This window comes from Streptomyces sp. NPDC059398 (assembly GCF_042751845.1).
Taxonomy (GTDB): Bacteria; Actinomycetota; Actinomycetes; order Streptomycetales; family Streptomycetaceae; genus Streptomyces.
The window spans coordinates 161,376-175,962 of sequence record NZ_JBHYWP010000002.1; the positions used below are offsets into that span (position 1 = coordinate 161,376).

At 69.8% G+C, this 14,587-nt stretch carries 11 protein-coding genes and 1 pseudogene; 5 read left to right on the forward strand and 7 right to left on the reverse strand.

What is annotated here, in order from left to right:
* Window positions 1–359: 359 nt before the first annotated feature.
* From ACFXBC_RS01875 to ACFXBC_RS01885, 3 genes are all read right to left on the reverse strand, one after another.
* Window positions 360–1,097, reverse strand: a complete 738-nt coding sequence (locus tag ACFXBC_RS01875; RefSeq protein ID WP_385017403.1) for a DUF2637 domain-containing protein — start codon at window positions 1,095–1,097, stop codon at window positions 360–362.
* Window positions 1,098–1,378: 281 nt separating this feature from the next.
* Entirely contained in the window at window positions 1,379–2,920 is a 1,542-nt protein-coding gene (locus ACFXBC_RS01880; RefSeq protein ID WP_385017406.1) for a DnaB-like helicase N-terminal domain-containing protein, read from the reverse strand.
* A 554-nt stretch (window positions 2,921–3,474) separates the two neighbouring features.
* Window positions 3,475–4,908 (reverse strand): recombinase family protein, encoded by a 1,434-nt coding sequence (locus ACFXBC_RS01885; RefSeq protein ID WP_385017409.1) that lies wholly within the window; start codon window positions 4,906–4,908, stop codon window positions 3,475–3,477.
* 29 nt (window positions 4,909–4,937) lie between these two features.
* Between ACFXBC_RS01885 and ACFXBC_RS01890 the strand changes: the two are divergent.
* Window positions 4,938–5,630: pseudogene (locus ACFXBC_RS01890) on the forward strand (LLM class flavin-dependent oxidoreductase); the annotation flags it as partial.
* A 142-nt stretch (window positions 5,631–5,772) separates the two neighbouring features.
* Here ACFXBC_RS01890 and ACFXBC_RS01895 read toward each other — a convergent pair.
* The 4 genes from ACFXBC_RS01895 to ACFXBC_RS01910 form a co-directional block, all read right to left on the reverse strand.
* Window positions 5,773–6,726 carry a MerR family transcriptional regulator gene (locus ACFXBC_RS01895; RefSeq protein ID WP_385017412.1) on the reverse strand — a complete coding sequence of 318 codons (954 nt, stop codon included), beginning with the start codon at window positions 6,724–6,726 and terminating at the stop codon, window positions 5,773–5,775.
* 36 nt (window positions 6,727–6,762) lie between these two features.
* Window positions 6,763–7,746: a metal-dependent hydrolase gene (locus ACFXBC_RS01900; RefSeq protein WP_385017457.1), complete on the reverse strand. Its 984-nt coding sequence runs from the start codon at window positions 7,744–7,746 to the stop codon at window positions 6,763–6,765.
* Window positions 7,747–7,886: 140 nt separating this feature from the next.
* Window positions 7,887–9,755, reverse strand: coding sequence for an SDR family oxidoreductase (locus tag ACFXBC_RS01905; RefSeq protein WP_385017415.1), 1,869 nt, complete (start codon window positions 9,753–9,755; stop codon window positions 7,887–7,889).
* Complete coding sequence (locus ACFXBC_RS01910; RefSeq protein WP_385017418.1) at window positions 9,752–10,651, reverse strand: M24 family metallopeptidase; 900 nt, start codon at window positions 10,649–10,651, stop codon at window positions 9,752–9,754. Before ACFXBC_RS01910 ends, ACFXBC_RS01905 begins: the two co-directional genes overlap by 4 nt.
* Window positions 10,652–11,026: 375 nt before the next feature.
* Here ACFXBC_RS01910 and ACFXBC_RS01915 point away from each other — a divergent pair, with 375 nt between their 5' ends.
* The 4 genes from ACFXBC_RS01915 to ACFXBC_RS01930 are packed head-to-tail and all read left to right on the forward strand — an operon-like array spanning window position 11,027 to window position 14,560.
* Window positions 11,027–12,037, forward strand: a complete 1,011-nt coding sequence (locus ACFXBC_RS01915; protein WP_385017460.1) for an ABC transporter ATP-binding protein — start codon at window positions 11,027–11,029, stop codon at window positions 12,035–12,037.
* Window positions 12,034–12,915: an ABC transporter permease gene (locus ACFXBC_RS01920; protein ID WP_385017421.1), complete on the forward strand. Its 882-nt coding sequence runs from the start codon at window positions 12,034–12,036 to the stop codon at window positions 12,913–12,915. The genes ACFXBC_RS01915 and ACFXBC_RS01920 overlap by 4 nt, the downstream gene beginning before the upstream one ends.
* Window positions 12,912–13,823 carry an ABC transporter ATP-binding protein gene (locus ACFXBC_RS01925; RefSeq protein WP_385017423.1) on the forward strand — a complete coding sequence of 304 codons (912 nt, stop codon included), beginning with the start codon at window positions 12,912–12,914 and terminating at the stop codon, window positions 13,821–13,823. The genes ACFXBC_RS01920 and ACFXBC_RS01925 overlap by 4 nt, the downstream gene beginning before the upstream one ends.
* Window positions 13,824–13,840: 17 nt before the next feature.
* Entirely contained in the window at window positions 13,841–14,560 is a 720-nt protein-coding gene (locus ACFXBC_RS01930; protein ID WP_385017426.1) for an ABC transporter permease, read from the forward strand.
* The last annotated feature ends 27 nt before the right edge of the window (window positions 14,561–14,587 follow it).

The window sequence follows — 14,587 nt, forward strand, 5'->3', positions numbered from 1 at the left end:
GGGGGCGGGCGGGGCGGGGGGGGGGGGGGGCGCCGCGCCGGCCCCCGCCCCGCCCCGCCCGGGGGGGCCGGCCCGGGCCCCGCTCTCCGCCACCCCCGGGGCGGAGATCCCCGAAGACCGGCCTTGAGTCGGACTCGGGGTACTACTGGCTCCGCCCGGGGCAGCCCGTCCGAACGCCTGCCGCAAACGGTCCAAGATCCTGGACGACTTCGCCGGCGACGGACGCGCGCCGGGGGTGCCGTTGGTGTGGCGGTCGTGCATCACGATCGGTTTCTCCGTGAGGGGGGTGAGGAGCTAGCCGGGGCGTGGGCTGCGGGCCTTTGGGACGGGCTTGGGGTTCCGGTCGGCCACGAGGATCGTCAGCTGCTGGTCGGGATGGATCCGGCCTCGGTGTCGAACTCGGGCCGAAGGGTGTTCATCACTTCGGTCAGTCGTTTGCCGCTGACCGAAAGGCCCTTGTCCCGTATGGCCTGCTGGACGATCGCCCGTGTGAGGCTCTTCTTCTCGGCGACGGCGATGCGGCCTATCTCAACCAGTTCGTCGAGAGTGGCGCCGGGTGGTCGACCACCGCGTGCCATGCTCTGCGGAACCGTTCGTTGGGGTTCCGGTCGCTGAACGGAACTACCGGCCACCGGATCAGGGACCTGATCGGAAACAGGAGCCGGACGGTCGGCGGGCTCGGCGACGAGCTGGTGGAGCTGCCGCATCAGGACGCCGAAGGCGAGGAGGGCGGCGCTTGGCGGAACCGCGGCGACGACGTAGTCGAGCCAGTGCGCAGTGCGGGAAGCGTCGGCTCCGCTCACGCCCGCCACGTTGAGCGCGATGGAACCGACCGACCCGATGGTGGTGATGGCGATGGCCCATCGGTCGGTCACCTGGCGCAGACCCGCACGGAGCATGAGCAGCTCGCCCGCGATGATGAAGGCGTCCAGGGTGGCAGGCCACGTCCATCGTCGCGCGGGGAAGCCGCCGAGCCCATGCTGCCCTGCGACCTCGGCAAGGTGCGCGTACGAGAGCCAGAAGGCGCCGATGGTAAGGGCGACGATGACGCCTCCGGCCGCCGCGAGCGCGTATCGCTCGGTGCTCTGCTTGGTCATGCCCGCGCTCCCGTCGCAGTGGCGACAAGCGCTGGGGTGGTGTCGGCCGGGGATGCGGTGACGAGCAAGGGTGTTTCTCCACGGGCTGTGAGGGCGGGGGCGTCTACGCTGCCCCCTCTCCAAGGAGGGGGCAGCGCGTACGCGCCCAGGGTGTGAATGCGCCGTTCGATGGCGCGTAAGCGTCTGATCTGCGGTTTCCCGAGACTCGTACGCGGCGGAGGCGGTGCGTACACGCCCTCGGCGGGTCGGGGCGCGTACGGCACCGCGTACGGGTCCGCCGGTCAGGAAACGGCGGTCATGTGGCGGGTGACGGCCTTCCAGCGGGTTGCTTGGCCGCCCCCGGTGCCGCCGCCGGCACCGGTCTCCTGGGCGGCGAGCCCGCTCTTGGTGAGGTTCTCCAGGCGACGTCGCGCCCTGGCGATGTCCGCCGCGACGGGCTTGTCCTCGCCGGTGATCTGCGTGGCGAGCTGGCGGGCGGTGAGGCCGTTGGAGCCCGCCTGCCGCAGGAGAGTCAGCGGGTCGAGGCTCGTGTCGACGGGCGACGTACCACGGGGATGGTCGTGGATGACCGGTAGCGGGCCGATCTCGTCGTTGATGGTCTTGAGGTGATGGAGGTGGACCACCGGGTCCCCGGCCGCGCCGCTGAGGAACAGAACGCTTCCCGCGCCCGCGGTGAACCAGGCTGAACCGTAGACCTGGTCGAGGACAGGGCGCTGGGTGCGCGAGGCGTCGGGGCCCTGCTTGCGCTGGTGGTGCAGTTCGAGAAGCTCGACGCCGTCGCGCAGGAGCTGCTGGCGGGCGTTGTTGTACGCGAGGCCGGCCTCGTCGTCGGTGAGCTTGCCGACCACGTCCTTGAGGCTGTCGATCACCACGGTGTCCGCCCCGTGCTCGGCGGCCAGCTCGGCGAGGAGCTGAGGCTCGGTGTTGAGCGAGGCGGGCAGCGGTCCCGACCAGAAGACCAGGCGCCGACCCAGGATGTCCCGATCGGCTTGGTGCACGACACGGGTGAAGGCGCGGGCGAGTTGGCTGGGTCGGTCCGCTGCGATGTAGAGGACCTTCTCACCCTCGCGTACGGGCATGTCCAGGACCTGGGCGAGCAGGCCGAGGCGGGCGAGGACGATCTGCTGGGCGATCGTCGACTTCCCGACGCCGGGAGGTCCGACGAGCATCAGGCTTTCACCCGATGCCCAGGCCGCCTTCCCCGGCGTCCCCCACACGGGTTCGGTGGTGGCGGGGGTGTCGGTGACGAAGGACCAGCCGTCCACGGCGTACCGCTGGAGTCGCCCGCCCGAGCTGTGGCGGGCTCGGTCGGCGGCCTCGCTCAGCGATGCCGCCAGCAGGCTTCGTACCTCCGCCGGGTCGGCTCCCGGCGCGGTGGCGCCTTGGAGCACGCGCAGCGCCGTGGAATGCAGGGCGCGCAGGTCGGCGTGGCCGCGGATGATGTCCGCGTAGTACGTGGCACCTGAACCCACGGTCGCCGAGGCTGCAAGGGAATGCAGGTATGGGGAGCCGCCCACGCGCGTGAGGTCGCCGGTGGTCTTCAGCTGGTGGGACAGGGCGATCGCGTCGGTCGGCGCTTCCCGCCTGCGCAGCTCCAGCAAGGCGTGCCAGATCGTGGTGTGCGCGGGCCGGAAGAAGTCGCCCGGTTCCAGCGCCTGCCGGACCTCGTCGATGGCCGCGCTGTGGAACATGCAGGCCCCGAGTACGGCAGCGTCGGCGTCGGCGTCGTGGGGCTGGGGGGCCGTGACGCCGATCGCGTCCTGCGGGCCGGTGCGGGAGTGAGCGGATGGTGCTTGCCACTGCGGGGTCGTACCCTGGGGCACTGAGCTTCCTTGTCTCGGGCCGATACGGACTGGCAGGTCCCGGCACCGTGTAGATCGTTTTGGGCGGTCGTCTTGGGAGTAGCAGCGGCCTTGGTGCTCCAACACCGGGGCCGCTTTTCTGCGTGGCGGCTCAGGCAGCCTTCTCGTATCGCGACGCAGTCATCAGGTCGGCCAGCCGTGCCGCGCTGTGAGGGCTGATCGTCGTGGTGAAGCCGGCGCAGACACGCCGCAGGGCCTGGGCTCGGGCTTCCTCGTGTCGTGCGGTTCGGGTCGTGGTGGCGGTTGTCGGTGCTGGGGTCGCCTGGGGCGGCGGGCGCACGGGCAGCTCCTTGCGGCCGGTGCGGGGATGGCAGTCCCCGCACCGCATGAGGTCGTCGGGCGGTCGCTTGCATCGCGCTGCGTCCAGGTGCTCCAACACCTGGGGCCGCGCGTGCCGCGCTCATGACCGACTGGCAGGTCGTCCGAACGCGACGCCCTCAGTTTCCGGAGAATCGCCGGTTGGGTGAACCGGCGATCTCGTGGATAATGCGCCCCCGCCCGAGCTGGCCCGGCCCTCAGAGCTGGTTCTGTTCGATGTCGATGCGGTCCCAGTCGAAGACTCCGCTCGGCTTGCGAGACGCGTCGATGACCACGCCGGAGAAGAGGAAGCGGAGCACCGCGTTGCGCCGCTCGTCCGTCATCTCGTCGGCCTCCCAGGTCGCCCTGGCCCTCGGACCCGTAAGTCCGTCGAGCAGCTTCACCGGACGTACGACCATCCGCTTCTGGGCCTTGGCGATCCGGTCGGTGATGCCCTTGCGCATCACCCGGTACTCCGCCGTGGAGATCTCCTTGGCGGTCCACATCTGGTTTAGTTCGGCGAGCTGCCGCTGGTCCGCATCCACCGCCTCGGTCAGGGCGTTCGTGGGTGTGGCGGAGGCGAGCCGGCCGGAGACGGTGAGGCGGCCGAGCAGGTCGATCGCGGCCTCGGTGACGAACTCCTCCAGCTTCACGGCGGCGATGCGGCGGACGCACTTCTTCTCGTCGTTACGGCTCTTGCGCGTGCACAGGTACGAGGGCACCGCCCCGACCTTGGTGCCGGACATGAGGGTGCCGCAGCGCTTGCACATGACCAGGCCGCGCAGCAGGTAGAAGCGGCGTAGTTCCAGGTTGGTCTGGTGGATCGCGGACCGGTACTCGCGGCGAGCGCGGACCTCGGCCCAGGTGCCGGCGTCGATGATGGCGGGCCACTTCCCGGTACCGACCTCTTCTCCCTGGTGCATGCGGATGCCGGCGACGTGGCGGGAGTCGAGCAGCGCCCGGACGGTGCCCTGGGTCCACTCCTTGCCGTACACGGTCTTGATGCCGCGCTTATGGAGGACCAGGGCGATGGCGACCGGGCTCTGGCCCTTGAGGTAGCGGTCGAAGACCTCGCGGACGATCTCGGCCTCGTCCTCCCTGACGGTCATGCCGTCGGGCTCGTACCCGAACCGCCGCTTGCCCGAGTGCGGCATGCCGGTCTCGGCCCGCTCCGCGAGCGCGGATTTCAGGCGTCGGGAGGTGTCGTCGGAGGAGCGGCAGGCGTGGGCGACCTCGATGCGGAGGATGAAGCGGTCGTCGGGGTCGGAGAGGTTCCGGCGGTTCGCCTCGCCGTGCAGCACGATCTCCTGCTCGTCGGAGACCTGCAGGAGTTCTTCGAGGTCACGTGGCTGCCGCATGAGCCGGTCGGGGTGGTACGCGATGACGTGCCGGAACTCGCGGCGTCGAGCACGTTCGAGGAGCTGGTCCCAGCCGGGTCGCTTGCGGTCGCGGCGCCAGGCGGAGCGGCTGTTGTCGACGAAGACGTGGGCGGGGTCGATGGCCAGGCCGCGGCGTTCGGCGATCTCCCGGCAGATACGTTCCTGCCGGTCGACGCCGGTCTGGTCGTCATCGTCGGCCTGGGATATTCGGCAGTACAGGGCGGCCGGTTCACCTGGGGTGACGGTCGGCTCTCGGTGCTTGGGGCGGGGCATGGCACCGATGGTATGAGCAAGCCTTGGGCTCGCCGAACTTCCGGCATCCCGTGACGCTCGCGAAGGACCTGCTGTCGCTGGACGACATCTCGGACGGCCGGATCACCCTGGGGATCGGCGCCGGAGGTACCGGCTTCGATGCCACCGCGCTCGGCCAAGAACCGTGGTCGCCGCGTGAACGGGCCGACCGGTTCGCGGAGTTCGTCCCGCTCCTCGACCGGCTGCTGACGGAGGAATCGGTCACTCACCGGGGCACCTACTACGCGGCGGACGAGGCCCACAACATTCCGGGCTGTGTGCAGCGGCCGAGGCTCCCTTTCGCGGTCGCGGCCATCGGGCCGCGGGGGATGAAGATCGCCGCGCGGTACGGCCGGGACTGGGTGACGACAGGAGATCCGAAGATCTTCGAGACGGGTACGCCGGAACAGTCGGTCGAAGCCGTACGCGGCCAGATCGACAGGCTCGGTGTGGCCTGCGAAGAGATCGGCAGGGACGTCGCCACGGTGAGGAAGACCCTGCTCACCGGGTTCACGCCCGATGCGGGCCGCCCCATGGGGTCCCTGGACGCCTTCGTCGACTTCGCGGGGTCCTACTTCGCGCTGGGTATCGACGAGATCGTCATCCACGCGCCGATTCCGGACTCCGTCTTCGACGCCGACGAGAAGGTTTTCGAGCAGATCGCGACCGAGGCACTGACACAGCTTCGGCGGGACCAGAGCTGAAGCCGGGGTGTGTAGGGGGAGGGGGCGTGCGCCGGGTGCGCTTCCGAATTATCTTTTGCGCCCCCTGAGTTATGCATGATCCACAGGCAAGGTGACTTATCCACAGGGTATTTGACGGTTCTGTGGACAAGAGGTGGGCAATTTACGCGCTTTGGTCGTTTTGCCGGGATTCATGCTGTGGAAGAGTCAGTGCGTCCAACGCCCGTGCCTGAAGCTCCCGTTCAGTGGCCCCGGTGATGAAAGCAGCGGCGTTCTCCCGGCCCACCAGACTCTCCACCGCTGCGAGCGTGGCCGCCGGAACGGTGACCGGCGAGGGGGTGTCCGCTGGTACGGGCGGGCTCTCGGGGGCGAGGTGCTGCTGGAGATGGCGGGTGGCGAACAGCCGCATGGCGCGGGCCAGTTCGGCATCGACACTCTGCTGGGCCAGTGGACGCAGCCGCCGTACCAGCGCTGCGGCCTCCGCCACATGTGCGTCGGTGGGCTGGGCGGGCCCGAGGTAGCGCGCGAAGACATGCTCCGTCGTGAACTCCAGGAAGCGCGACGCGATGTGCTCGACCTGACCGCGCAGCTCCCGCAGATGGACCGAGATGGCCTTGAGCGGAACACCGGCCGCGTGCAGTTCCGCTGCCACCGCCAGTTCCTGCGGGCTCGGTACCAGGAACTCGTCGTCGCTGTCCGCCACCCGTTCCAGTACGCCCAGTGCCACCGCGTCCGCGACCGCTTCGTCGTCGGGGACCCCGCCGAACCGCGCGTCCAGTTCCGCACGGGAGATCCGGTCCGCCTCCTCGTCGGTCCACGGGCCGCTGACCTCGGCGACGAGCCCCAGCACGCCGCCGAGACCCCGCCCGGCGTCCCATGCCTCAAGGAGTTCCTTGATGGAGGCCAGCGTGTAGCCGCGGTCGAGCAGCTCGGCGATCTGGTGCAGCCTGGCCAGATGGCTCTCCCCGTACACATTGGACCGGCCGCGCCGCTGCGGTCTGGGCAGCAGGCCGCGGTCCTGGTACGCACGGATCGTACGGACCGTCGCGCCACTGCGGTGCGCCAGATCCTCGATCCGGTACTCGGGTCCGGCCCCCGTCGCTCTCACCCCGGACACGCTCCTTCCTTCCCTCTGCTCTCTCCCCTGGTGGGGCTACGGCAGGGCCGCGCGGCCGATCGCACCGGCCGCCGTACGGGCGGCGGGCGAGGTCGCCAGGTACTCGACCGCTCTGCGCAGGGAGCCCTCCTGGGAGGGATGGTACGACCGCCTGAAGTAGCGGGGTATCGCCGAACCCAGCTCACCCCAGGTGGGGAGCAGACCTCTGGCGACCGCCCGGTTGTGCTTCCGCAGCGAATATCCCGGCCGTCCCCCGGGCCCGCGTCCGCGGCGTACGGGGCTGGGTTCGCCACGGGTGGAGGTGACGCGAGTGGGGCGTACGAGGGTGGGGTCGTGGCGCATGAGGTACGAGGCGCCCCACACCCACAGCCACAGCAGCACCGGGGTGACCACGGCCATGCCCTCGATCCGCCGGGCGTACCGCAGCAGCCCATCACCGCCGCAGTGCTGGTACATGTCGAAGGCCACGGCCCGGTGCTCGACCTCCTCGGCGCCGTGCCAGCGCAGCAGGTCCAGCATGACCGCGTCGGACCCGGCGGAGTCGAGGCTGTCGGCGCGCAGGACCCAGTCCCCGAGGACCGCGGTGAACTGCTCGATCGCGGCGATCAGCGACAGCCGGAAGCGCAGCCACTCCCGCGCCGGAACCGGTATGCCGAAGGGCGGTCGCTCGCCCAGCAGTTGCTCGAAGAGGAAGTCGACATGCCGGGTGTACGCCGCGGTGTCGAGTTGCTGGGCGGCCAGATGGTCCAGCACATGGGAGTGCTGCACGCTGTGTGTGGCCTCCTGGCCCATGAACCCCTTGACGTCCTTGAGCAGTCCCGGGTCGCCGACGAGCGGCAGCGCCTCCTTGAAGACCTTCACGAACCACCGCTCGCCCGCCGGGAGCAGCAGATGCAGCACATTGATCACATGGGTGGCGGTGGGCTCGCCCGGGATCCAGTGCAGCGGCGTGTTCTCCCAGTCGAAGGAGACCCGGCGCGGCGCGATGACATGGGGCTCCGGCTCCGGCTCTGGCTCCACATACGGATCCGGATCCGGCCCCGGGGCCGCTGCCTTCTGTGCCTCCTGTGACTTCTGTGCCTCCTGTGCCTGTGGTGCACTGCCCGAAGGCACAGGCCCGTCCGGGTGCGGTGTCCTGCCCCCGGTGTCCTGTCCGTTGCTCACAGCGGTGGCTCCATCCTGGCGACGGCGCGCAGGGCCCTCGGCGCGAAACGGGACAGAAAGCGGGCTCCGCGCGCCTCGGGGGTAACCGGCACCACCGCCCGGTTGTTCACCACAGCGGCGAGAATCGCGTCCGCGACCTTCTCCGGTGGGTAGTTCCGCATCCCGTACAGCCGGGCCGACTTCCGCTGCCGGCGCTTCTCCTCGTCGGCCGACACACCGGCGAACCGTGCGGTGGACGTGATGTTGGTGTTCACAAGACCCGGGCATATCGCGCTGACCCCGATGTCCTCTCCGGCCAGCTCGGCGCGGAGACACTCGCTCAGCATGAGCACAGCCGCCTTGGAGGTGGAGTACGCCGGGAGAGCCTTCGACGGCTGGTAGGCCGCTGCCGAGGCGGTGTTGACGATGTGGCCGCCCTGGCCGCGCTCCGCCATCTGCCTCCCGAAGAGCCGGCAGCCGTGGATGACACCCCACAGGTTGACATCGAGAACCTGCTTCCAGTCCTCGCTCGTGGTGTCCAGGAAGGAGCCCGAGAGGCCGATGCCCGCGTTGTTGACCAGGACGTCGACCGTCCCGTACTCGGCCGCGACTTTTTCGGCGAGCTTCTCCATCGCCTGCTCGTCACCGACGTCCACCGCCTCCCCCCAGGCGTCGGGGGACCCGATCAGCCGCGCCATCTCCGCGGTGCGGACCGCTCCTTCCGCGTCCCGGTCGACCGCCACGACGCGCGCACCCGACTCCGCGAAGGCGAAGGCGGTCGCCCGGCCGATGCCGCTCGCCGCACCCGTCACGAGGACGAGCCGTCCGCTGAAACGGTCGGCGTACCGGCCGGTCGCCGCGGTCTGCAGGGCGGGCCCCGGTGCCTCGTGGGCGGTGACGAAGTCCCCGATCCAGGAGGCCAGCTGGTCCGGCCTGGTGCGCGGTACCCAGTGCTTGGCCGGGAGTTTTCGGCGCGTCAGCTGCGGTGCCCAGTAATCCAGTTCGTCGTAGAGGTGCTCCGAGAGGAAGGCGTCACCGGTGGGCGTGATCAGTTGCACGGGTGCATGGGCGTACGCGTCGGAGCGAGGCCTGCGCAGCCGGGACCGGACGTTGTCCCGGTAGAGCCAGGCGCCGTGCGCCGCGTCCGATGGCAGCGAAGACGTCGGATAGTCACCGGACGGCACCCTCTCGAAGCGCTCCAGGATTCTGGGCCACCGCTTGCCGAGCGGCCCGCGCCAGGCCAGCTCCGGCAGGGCCGGCGTGTGCAGCAGATAGACGTACCAGGACTTGGCCCCCTGACCGAGCAGCTGCGCCGCCGCACGCGGTGTCGGCCGGGACATCCGCTTCTTGATCCACTGGCCGAAGTGGTCGAGAGAAGGGCCGGACATCGAGGTGAACGACGCGATCCGGCCCTCGGTGCGCGGCACGGTCACGAACTCCCAGGACTGCACCGACCCCCAGTCATGACCGACGAGATGCACCGGCCGGCCGGGGCTGACCGCGTCCGCCACGGCCAGGAAGTCATCGGTCAGCTTCTCCAGGGTGAAGCCACCGCGGAGGGGCACCGGCGCCGACGACCTGCCGTGGCCCCGGACGTCGTACAGCACCACATGGAAGCGCTCGGCCAGTTGGACCGCGACCTCGGTCCAGACCTCCTTGCTGTCCGGGTAGCCGTGCACCAGGACGACGGTGGGGCGGTCCGGGTCGCCCAGTTCCGCGACGCACAGCTCGACGCCGCCCGTACGCACCCAGCTCTCGCGCGCTCCCTCGATGCCCGCTCCCGTTCCCCCGCCCGTCCCCGATCCACTCCCCGTCCCCGATCCACTGTCGGCTCCCGAACCCCTGTCGGCTCCCGGCCCCGTCCCGCTGCCCGTTCCCGTACTCATGCGGCCCTCTCCTCTGCCCAGCGCCGCACATGCGGCAGGTCGTCGTCCAGCCAGAAGGCGCTCTGCTCGGGGTCCGCCGAGTCGGTGACGACCAGGATCTCCTCGAACTTCGCGCCCGTGCCCCGGAATCCGAGGTGCGGCTCGACCGCCCAGAGCCCCGGCCGGGGTGGGTGGTCGGAGAACTTGTACGGGCTCCACAGCGGCGACCAGCCGTCCCGGTGGCCGTGCAGCGCGTCACTCGCCAGGCCCTTGAGGGACTGGGTGCCGAAGCCGAACACATGGGGCGACCAGCGGCGCTCCTTGACCTCGTCCACCTTGTGCGCGATCACGCCGAACGGATAGGCGCGGTGCCGGTTCGCATACCCCTGCGCGGCCATCAGCCGCTCCACGTCCTCGTAGATCGTGCGCAGCGGGCGTCTTTCGCGGACCTCGCGCAGGATCAGGTCGCGGTGTGCCTCCAGATCGGCGAGCAGCCTGTCGTGCACGGGGTTGAGCCCGAGGCAGCCCGAGTACCCGATATCGGCGGTGTAGCCGCGGAGGATCGGTGCCATGTCGAGAATGAACGGCATCCCCGCTTCGAGCCGCCGGTTGGTGGGGAAGAACTGCAGCGGCACTCTGAAACCCGCGAACGCGGTCCGGTCCCCGAACCAGGCGAACGGCAGGTGGAACCAGTCCCTGACACCCCGCCGGTACAGCCACTCGCGCTGCATCCGGGCCGCCTCACGCTCCGTCACCCCGGGTCTGAGCTGGGCCGCGACAGCCTCCGCGCAGGCGTAGGCGAGGGTCTGCACCTCTCTGAACCCGCGCAGCCGCCCGGCCTCCGCGCCGCTGTGCGTACCCGGGCGCGAGAGCGGGCCGTCCGCCCACCGCGCTGCTGCTTTCACCCCTGAGGCCATGCCACCTGTCCGTCCCGTCCGTGTGCGGTACGTGCTCGTAACTTGACACTGATGAATGTGACAATGCCCGGCGGCTACGTCAAGGGTCCCCGCCTCGCCTGTGGACAACGGTCTGCAGACACCTGCCTGTGGACAACGACCTGTGGACAACGGACTTGTGAACCACGGTCTGTGCTCAACTGGTTCAGCAGTCCCACCGCGGTGGAACTGCCGTTCACCGCGGTTCCACCGCGGTAACGACCTTGCCCTTGCCCTCCTGCCTCTCCCCCTCCCGTACCGGGCCCCTACGGGTCCGTACCTCTGGAGGGGGACAGGGATCCAGCCGTCTGGGCTGACGTCCGGCGTGAGCCGCGCCACTACCTTCGGAGTGTGACTGTGATCGCGACCGAAAGCCTGAGCAAGCGGTTCCCGAGGGTGACCGCGCTTGACCGGCTCTCCCTGGACATCGGACCCGGTGTGACCGGCCTGGTGGGTTCCAACGGAGCCGGCAAGTCCACGTTGATCAAGATCCTGCTGGGGCTGTCCCCCGCCACGGAGGGCCGGGCCGCCGTGCTCGGGCTCGATGTCGCCACCAGTGGCGCCGAAATCCGTGAGCGCGTCGGGTACATGCCCGAGCACGACTGTCTGCCGCCCGACGTCTCGGCCACCGAGTTCGTCGTCCACATGGCGCGCATGTCCGGACTGCCGCCCACCGCCGCACGGGAGCGCACGGCCGACACGCTGCGCCACGTCGGCCTCTACGAAGAGCGCTACCGCCCCATCGGCGGCTACTCGACCGGTATGAAACAGCGGGTGAAGCTGGCCCAGGCGCTGGTCCACGACCCGCAGCTGGTGCTGCTCGACGAGCCGACGAACGGCCTGGACCCGGTCGGCCGCGACGACATGCTCGGACTGATCCGCCGGGTGCACACCGACTTCGGCATCTCGGTCCTGGTCACCTCGCACCTGCTCGGCGAGCTGGAGCGGACTTGCGACCACGTCGTCGTGATCGACGGCGGCACGCTGCTGCGCTCCAGCTCCACCAGCGACTTCACGCAGAACACCGCGACGCTGGCGGTCGAGGTCACCGACTCCGACACCCACCCCGACGGGACACGCGCGCTGCGCGACTCGCTGGCCGCGGCGGGCGTCACCCTGCATGAGGGCACCGAGGAAGGACTCCCGGGCGCGGGCCACATCCTGCTGGTCGAGGCGGTCGGCGAGGAGACGTACGACCTGGTCCGCGACACCGTCACCGATCTGGGGCTCGGCCTCGTACGCATGGAACAGCGCCGCCACCACATCGCCGAGGTCTTCCACCCGAACCAGCAGAACCAGCAGCGGGAGCAGCAGAACCAGCCGCCGGCCCAGCCCGGCCAGCAGAAGCAGGAGGTGCAGGCGCGATGAGTACCGAGACCAGTCAGATCCACAACATCGGATACCGGAACTACGACGGACAGCGCCTGGGCCGCGCCTACGCACGCCGTTCCCTCTTCGCGCAGTCGTTGCGCGGCGCCTACGGTCTGGGCCGGTCGGCCAAGTCCAAGGTGCTGCCGATGATCCTCTTCGCGGTGATGTGTGTGCCCGCCGCGATCGTCGTGGCGGTCGCCGTGGCGACGAAGGCCAAGGACCTGCCGCTCGACTACACCCGGTACGCCATCCTCACGCAGGCCGTCATCGGGCTGTATCTTGCCGCGCAGGCCCCGCAGGCGGTCTCCCGCGATCTGCGCTTCAAGTCCATCCCGCTGTACTTCTCCCGGCCGATCGAGCGGGTCGACTACGTCCTCGCGAAGTACGCGGCGATGGCCTCGGCCCTCTTCGTGCTGACCGGTGCGCCGCTGCTGATCCTCTACATCGGCTCGCTCCTCGCCAAGCTCGACTTCGCCGACCAGACCGAGGGATTCGGCCAGGGGCTGGTCTCCGTGGCGCTGCTCTCGGTGCTCTTCTCCGGTATCGCGCTGGTCGTCGCCGCGCTCACTCCGCGCCGCGGATTCGGCGTCGCCGCGGTCATCGCCGTACTCACCATCACGTACGGAGCGGTCTCCACCGTGCAGGCCATCGCCTTCAACCAGGGCTCCGCCGGGGCCGTCAGCTGGCTCGGGCTCTTCTCACCGATCACGCTGATCGACGGCGTCCAGACCGCGTTCCTCGGCGCCACCTCCGCCTTCCCGGGCGGGGAGGGGCCTGGAGCGGGGGCCGGCGCGGTCTACGTCTTCGTCGTTCTCGCGCTCATCGCCGGCTCCTACGCCGTCCTGATGCGCCGCTACCGGAAGGTCGGGCTGTGACCACGATCACCATCGACCACACCTCGCGCTGGTTCGGCAACGTGGTGGCGGTCAACGACATCACCATGACCGTCGGCCCGGGGGTGACCGGACTCCTCGGCCCCAACGGCGCCGGCAAGTCCACCCTCATCAACATGATGGCCGGATTCCTCGCCCCCTCCACGGGCACGGTGACGCTCGACGGTGCGCCGATCTGGCGGAACGAGAGCGCCTACCGGCAGATCGGGATCGTGCCGGAGCGGGAGGGGATGTACGACTTCCTCACCGGCCGCGAATTCGTCGTCGCCAACGCCGAACTGCACGGCCTGGACGAGCGGGCCGCGCAACAGGCCCTCGCCACCGTCGAGATGGAGCCCGCCCAGGACCGCAAGATCGCGACATACAGCAAGGGCATGCGGCAGCGCGTGAAGATGGCGTCCGCCCTCGTGCACAACCCCGCTGTGCTGCTGCTCGACGAACCCTTCAACGGTATGGATCCGCGCCAGCGCATGCAGCTGATGGAGTTGCTGCGGCGGATGGGCACGGAGGGCCGTACGGTGCTCTTCTCCTCGCACATCCTGGAGGAGGTCGAGCAACTCGCCTCGCACATCGAGGTGATCGTGGCCGGCCGGCATGCGGCGTCCGGTGACTTCCGCCGCATCCGCCGTCTGATGACGGACCGGCCGCACCGCTATCTCGTACGGTCCAGCGACGACCGCGCCCTTGCCGCCGCGCTGATCGCCGACCCGTCGACCGCGGGCATCGAGGTGGACGTCACGGAGGGCGCGCTGCGCATCCAGGCGGTCGACTTCGGCCGGTTCACGGCGCTGCTGCCGCGCGTCGCCCGTGAACACGGCATCCGTCTCCTCACCGTCTCGCCGTCCGACGAGTCCCTGGAATCGGTCTTCTCGTATCTCGTAGCGGCCTGAAAGGAGCTGTGACGTCCATGTACAACCCCACAGTCGCCCGGCTCACCTACCGGGCCCTGCTCGGCCGTCGCCGGGCCGCGATCCTCTTCGTACTGCCCGCCCTGCTGATCGTGATCGCCGCAGCGGTACGTGCGTTCAGCGGCGCTGACGACCAGGTCGCCGCCGATGTGCTCGGCGGGTTCGCCATGGCCACGATGGTGCCGCTGATCGGTGTCATCGCGGGCACGGGTGCCATCGGACCGGAGATCGACGACGGTTCGATCGTCTATCTGCTGGCCAAACCGGTGAAGCGCCCCACGATCATCTTCACGAAGCTGATCGTGGCGATCGCCGTGACGATGGCGTTCTCCGCGATCCCGACCCTGATCGCGGGCCTGATCCTCAACGGCAACGGCCAGCAGATCGCGATCGCCTACACGGTCGCCGCCCTGGTCGCGTCCATCGCGTACGCCTCGGTCTTCCTGCTCCTGGGCACGGTCACCCGGCACGCGGTGGTCGCCGGTCTTGTCTACGCCCTGGTCTGGGAGGGCCTGTTCGGGAATCTGGTGCCGGGTGCGCGCACGCTGAGCGTCCAGCAGTGGTCGCTGGCCCTGGCGGAGAAGATCGGCGCCCCCGGCGCGATCAGCTCGGACGTCGGACTGCCGGTGGCCGTGGTGCTGCTTGCGGGGGTCACCGTGCTCGCCACCTGGTACGCGGGGCAGAAGCTGCGACGGCTGACGCTGGCCGGCGAGGAGTGAGACCTGGAGCCGGTACGGGGGTGGGAG

What these genes read in the sequence shown, in the direction of transcription:
- ACFXBC_RS01920 (WP_385017421.1), top strand. Translation starts at nt 12,034, where the DNA reads ATGAGTACCGAGACCAGTCAGATCCACAACATCGGATACCGGAACTAC.
- ACFXBC_RS01905 (WP_385017415.1), bottom strand. Translation starts at nt 9,755, where the DNA reads ATGAGTACGGGAACGGGCAGCGGGACGGGGCCGGGAGCCGACAGGGGT.
- ACFXBC_RS01930 (WP_385017426.1), top strand. Translation starts at nt 13,841, where the DNA reads ATGTACAACCCCACAGTCGCCCGGCTCACCTACCGGGCCCTGCTCGGC.
- ACFXBC_RS01910 (WP_385017418.1), bottom strand. Translation starts at nt 10,651, where the DNA reads ATGGCCTCAGGGGTGAAAGCAGCAGCGCGGTGGGCGGACGGCCCGCTC.
- ACFXBC_RS01875 (WP_385017403.1), bottom strand. Translation starts at nt 1,097, where the DNA reads ATGACCAAGCAGAGCACCGAGCGATACGCGCTCGCGGCGGCCGGAGGC.
- ACFXBC_RS01885 (WP_385017409.1), bottom strand. Translation starts at nt 4,908, where the DNA reads ATGCCCCGCCCCAAGCACCGAGAGCCGACCGTCACCCCAGGTGAACCG.